This is a genomic window from Propionivibrio sp., assembly GCF_017995515.1.
GTDB lineage: Bacteria > Pseudomonadota > Gammaproteobacteria > Burkholderiales > Rhodocyclaceae > Propionivibrio.
On the sequence record NZ_JAGOIT010000068.1, the window covers coordinates 13,342 to 18,461 of the forward strand.

General features: G+C 67.4%; 3 protein-coding genes. All 3 read right to left on the reverse strand.

The window, feature by feature from the left end:
• Nucleotides 1-2,699, reverse strand: a 2,699-nt coding sequence (locus tag KBA32_RS11760) for a hypothetical protein (protein ID WP_294359134.1), incomplete at its 3' end; no start/stop codon positions are given.
• Between the two features lie 8 nt (nucleotides 2,700-2,707).
• The gene (locus KBA32_RS11765; protein WP_294359136.1) at nucleotides 2,708-4,447 is read right to left on the reverse strand and encodes an autotransporter assembly complex family protein; all 1,740 of its coding nucleotides are present in this window, start codon (nucleotides 4,445-4,447) and stop codon (nucleotides 2,708-2,710) included.
• 51 nt (nucleotides 4,448-4,498) lie between these two features.
• Entirely contained in the window at nucleotides 4,499-4,948 is a 450-nt protein-coding gene (locus KBA32_RS11770) for a lipopolysaccharide assembly LapA domain-containing protein (RefSeq protein WP_294359137.1), read from the reverse strand.
• Nucleotides 4,949-5,120: the final 172 nt, after the last annotated feature.

The window sequence follows — 5,120 nt, forward strand, 5'->3', positions numbered from 1 at the left end:
CCGAGCCAGCCGACATCCGGCACGCTTGCCTGCAAACGCCCCATCCAGGCCGCCGCCGGATCGATCAGTGCGGCGATGCTGCCGTCCGCCCGGCGCGCGCTCGGCGCCGTGAAGTCGGCGCTGATTTCGCCCAGGCGCGCGCCGCGCAGCTGCGCCATGGCGACCAGCCGCCCCTCGCCCAGGCTGGCCTGCACACGCGCCTCGCTCAGGCCGAGCGCCAGATCGCCAAACACGAGATCGCCACTTTCGCGCCAGACGCCGATGCGTCCGACGGGAAGTGCCGCCGGCTTGCCGTCAAGCACAAGCGTCCAGTCGCCGGCGAGCACCAAGGGCTGCGGATTCGCTGCGCTGAGCGCCGTCAGCCTAGCGTGCAGCGACGGAAACTCGGCGAGGAGCGTCTGCGGGCGAATCTGCTGCCAACGCCCGGCGCTTTGCCAGCGGCCCTTGTCCAGCGCGAGCTGTTCGAGGCGCAGATCGCCGACGAGCCCGTCGAAGGCTGCCGGGCCGAAGGCGACGGCCGATCCGGCAATGCTCAGTGCAGCCGGTTTGACCAGGTGCAGCAAGGGTGCGCTGCTCGCCGTCTGCCGGCTGCCGAGGTTCAGTTCGCTCAGCACGCCGCGCCAGGCGAGCGACGAAGCGGCGCCTGACCGTCGTTTCGCCTGCGCCGCGAGGCCGCCATCGAGCACGAAGCGCAGTTCGCGTCGACGTTCTTTTTCTTCGCTCAGCCCAAGCTGTCCGGTCAAGCGATGCTGGCTACGCATGCCCTCGACGTCCAGCTCAACGGTGAGCGCCGGAATACCCTGCGCCGGCATCGCGCACGCCGTACAGCGTAGCCGGCCACGCAAATGACCTTGCGAACCGGGCGCCAGTTGCCCGTGGAATGACAGCCCGCGCAGCACCAGCGACTCGGCCAGCCGCAATTGTTCCGACTGCAGTTCTCCCGAGAACTCGAGGTTATCCGCCATCCCGCCGACGACGATGTCGGCCTTGGCGTCGCCAGCCAGTCCGGCCAGTCCGATGGTTTCAAGCCTCGGCGCCTGCAGCCGCAAGCGCAGGGAATCGCCGGCCCGACCGAACGCGCCCGCCGCGTTCAGGCGGTTGCCGGCTGCGTCGAGATCAACGTCGATCTTGCGCAAATGCGCGCCGCGCAGGTCGATGACGCCCTTGCCCCCAAGTTTCTGCGTTCCCAGGCGGCTATCGCGCAGGTTGAACGTCAGCGCCAGTTCAAGCGCCGGACCGAGCGCTCCGCTTGCCGCGAGATCGGCATTGAACAGGCTGCGCAGCGGACTCTTCATCTTGAAGAAGCGCGCTGGATCGAAGTTGCGCAGCTCGCCTTGCGCCGTGAAGCGCTTTTCTCCTGTCAGCGCCAGCCGTCCCTGCGCAGCGAGTCGAGCGTCGCCGGCCGCGAGTTGCAGACGGGCGACTTCGACGGCCTCGTCAGCGACGCTCGCGCGCGCATCGATCGCGTATTGCGCGTCGCGTAGTTGCAGGTCGAAGTTCTGGCGCTCATTGCCAAGTTGCGCGCGAAGCGGTCCGGCGAGCCGTGTCGGCAAGAGATCGCCGTGCACGGCGCGAGCATCGACCGCGTGCGCATCCAGATCGAGTTCAAGCCTGCCGTCAACGACGGCGCCCCGGCCCTTGAGCCAGCCACCGCCCGACAACGCCAGCGTCAGGTCAGGGAAAGCCAATCGGCCGTCTTTCCAGTCGAGGCCGGTTTGCAGGCGCTCAACCGGAATCAGCTGGCGATCGAGGGCGCCTGCGCGCTGATTGCTCACACGGAGTTCGCCGCTCACGGCCGATCCGTCCGCCGGTTTGCTTTGCAGCATCGCATCGATATCGAGCAGGGCGTGCGGCACATCAGGGGCAAATACGGCCGGATCGATACCGGTGAAGTGCATGGCGAGCGACGCCAGCGGCCGTTCGGCGAACGGCGTCAGCAGCGCGCTCAAGGTGCCGGCGGCCTTGGCGTTGCCACCAACCGCGTCGGCGCCAGCGACGACCGCCCCCTCGACACCGAGCTGCGCGAGCTGACCACTCCCGCGCAGGTCGAGTTTGAACGACTGGTCGAGCGCGCTGCCGCTGACCACGGCTGCGGCGCGGAGATCGAATGGCGGATTCGCAGCCAGCGTGGCGTCGCCGGCCAATTCCAGCGCACCGACACGTGCCTGCAGATGATCGATGCGATGCTGCCGGCCGGCGCTGCTCAGGGTGGCGTCGACGCTCCTGGCCAGCATCGTCGGGCTTGCATCCGGTTGTCCCGACAGCAGCGCGCCGACAACCAGGCGCTTGATGCTCACCGGCAAAGGCAGTTGCAGGCTGTCCGGCATGGTCATCGCCGTACTGCTCGGCGCCGCGACGTAGCGCACGCTGTCAGCCTCGATACGCTCGATCGCCAGCCGGCCGCGCAGCAGCTCGCGCGGCGTCCAGCTCACCTGCAAGCGCCGCAGTTCCACGTCGTGTGCTGCATCCAGCCAACGCACCGACTGCGCGCGCCAGTCGCCAAGCAGGCGACCTTCGGGCGCTTCGATCTGCAGCCGCCCGTCGCTGATCCGCGCCAGTCCGGCGCACAGCAGGCGCAAGCCCGCTTCGCTCGCCCCCAGCCAACCCGTCGCCGCGAGCGGAAGCGTCACGGCGACGGCGACGACGATTGGCCAGCGGCGGCGCGGCGGGTGCGGTTTCGGTGCGGTATCGTCGTTCATGCAGCGCCTCAGAACGGGACCGCGAGCGAGAAGTGCAAACGCAGCTCGCCTTCGCGCTGTCCCCACGCGAGGTCGATGGCCAGGGGGCCGGCCGGGCTCTTCCAGCGAGCGCCAATACCGTAACCGGGCGCCAGTTTGAAGACATCGCGATCGTCGCCCGCCTGGCCGGCGTCGGCGAATACGGCGAGGCCCCACGCCGAATTGAGCCAGTGCGTGTATTCGGCGCTCAACGTAAGAAGATAGCGCCCGCCCAGCGTCGCCGAACCTTCCCGCACGCCGAGGCTCTGGTAGGCATAGCCGCGCACCGAGTTGCTGCCGCCGGCGCGGAACAGATAGTCCTGCGGGATGCCTTCGCGTGAAGGCGCCGCGGTGATGCCGACTTCGCCGCGCAGCAGGAGGCTGTCGTCTTTTCCGAGCGGAATCCCCTGGCTGTAGCGGAAATAGCTGCGCAGGAAGTTCTGGTCGGAAAGCAGCGCCTTCGCCGCGCCACCCAACTGCAGCTGGGCGACGATGCCCTCCGCCGGATCCTGAGGATCGTTCGCCGACCGCCAGACCCAGCCGGCCTGTGCCGTGAGCGCCTGATTGGTGCTCTCCGCCTCGCCTTCCGTGTTCTGCCGCTCGTACTGCCAGTTCACGCCGAACCGCTGCTCGATGCTGCCGCGCTGCTGCACACGCGACGCGGCGAAGGCCACGCGCTCAAGCGCCAGGCCCTGAATGTCCGACCTCTCGACAAAGGTACCGAAGCTGTCGCGCTGCCGTCGGTCGCGGTCGGGCGGCAGAAAGACGTCGGCGTAGGCGCTCTGCCGCAACTGCTCGATGCGCGCGCCGGTACTCAGCTCCCAGGCGCGGCCGGAAAAATCGGCGCTGGTGAAGTTGCCCTCGACGCGTGCGCCGGTATTCGAGCTGTAACCGGCACCAAGGGATACACCGAACGGCGCGCGTTCGCGCAGGCGGATGACGACCGGCACCCGCACGTCGCCATCGACGCCCGGTTCGCTCCCGTCTCCGGCTGCCAGCAACGCGCTCTCGAGATCGACGCTGACCGACGAGAAGTACGGCGTGTTCTGCAATGCGCTCTGCACGGCGAGCAAATCGTCCTGGCGATAGACCGCGCCCGGCTGAAGCTCCTTGCTGTAACGCTCGACGAGCGACCGTTGATAGCGCCCGAGACCGAGAATGCGGACTTCGCCGTAGCGATAGCGCGGGCCAGCGTCGTAGACCAGCGTCAAATCGACGCGGGCCGCTTGCGCATCAACCTCCGCGACGCTAGAAACAAGGCGCGCACCGGCGTGATCGACGGCCATCAATTCGCGCAGCAGGCCGTTCTTGGCGTCATCCCACGTTGCCTGGCGGAACGGCGTCTGCGCCGGCAAGCCCCAGCCGGCAATCAGCTTGCCGCGCCGCTCGGCGTCGATCGCCCCGCGAATTTCAATGCTGACGCTGCCGATATGCGCGCGCGCTCCGGTTTCAACCTGGATCACCGGTCCTTCCGCGCCATCCAGGATGTCGATCCGCGGCGAGAAGTAGCCTTCGGTCGCCAGCAGTTCGTCGGCTTCCTTGCGCAGCCGCCGCTCGGTCGCCAGACGCGCCGTGGCATCGGATGTTTCGCCGTCCAGCCCGGCCCGCGACAGATGCGTCTGCAGCAGTTCGCGCACCGATTCCGGCGCGACCAGCTTCGGCGCCGCGCCGGCGCCGGAAGACGCCAGCAGTCCGGCCAGTGCGAAGGCAACAAGACGAGAACGCCACACGATGGAACCGGCCTAACTGCCCGCTGAACGTCGGTATCGGCGCAAACCGGATTAGCGCGTTGCGTCGCCGGCCGTTGGCTGGTTTGCCGGCACGTTTGCTGGCGATTTTTCGCCGCTCCCCGCGCCAGCTCCCCCGATCAGGCTGCGCAAGCCGACATACGGCTTCTGTTCGCTCACGGGCTCGCTTACGGAGTTCGGCGACAACTGCTGCAGACGGGCGGCAAGTTCCGCTTCGCTGCGCTGCAGCCCGGCCACCTGGCGCTCGAGATCGGCAATCTGGCGGCGCATGCGTGCGGCCTCCCACTGGCGCCGAATGATCGTCGGTGACGAAACCAGCCCGGCGATCAGCACACCCAGCCCGAGCGTCAACAGAAGCACGAGCGCCTGCGACCCCTCGAATTGCCAGACGGCGAAAGCCACCGTAATCGCCACATTGTTCTGCAGAGCGAAAAGGACGGCACCGATCGCGAAGACGATCCCGAGTATCAACATCAGCTGCATTTGCCTCATCCTCAATGTTCACGATTCAACTGGCGGAGAGAACAATCTCCCCTTCCCATAACGCCTGGCCAAGCATAGCATTCGATACGGCTCGGTACAGGACGATTGCCAGGCAGCATCGTAGTCAATCTGCCCAAGCCTGTGATCATCCCTGGCAAGCTGTACGGATCAA

Bases quoted from the DNA above. Each gene is read 5' to 3' on its own strand.
- KBA32_RS11770 (WP_294359137.1), bottom strand. From the start codon at position 4,948: ATGCAGCTGATGTTGATACTCGGGATCGTCTTCGCGATCGGTGCCGTC.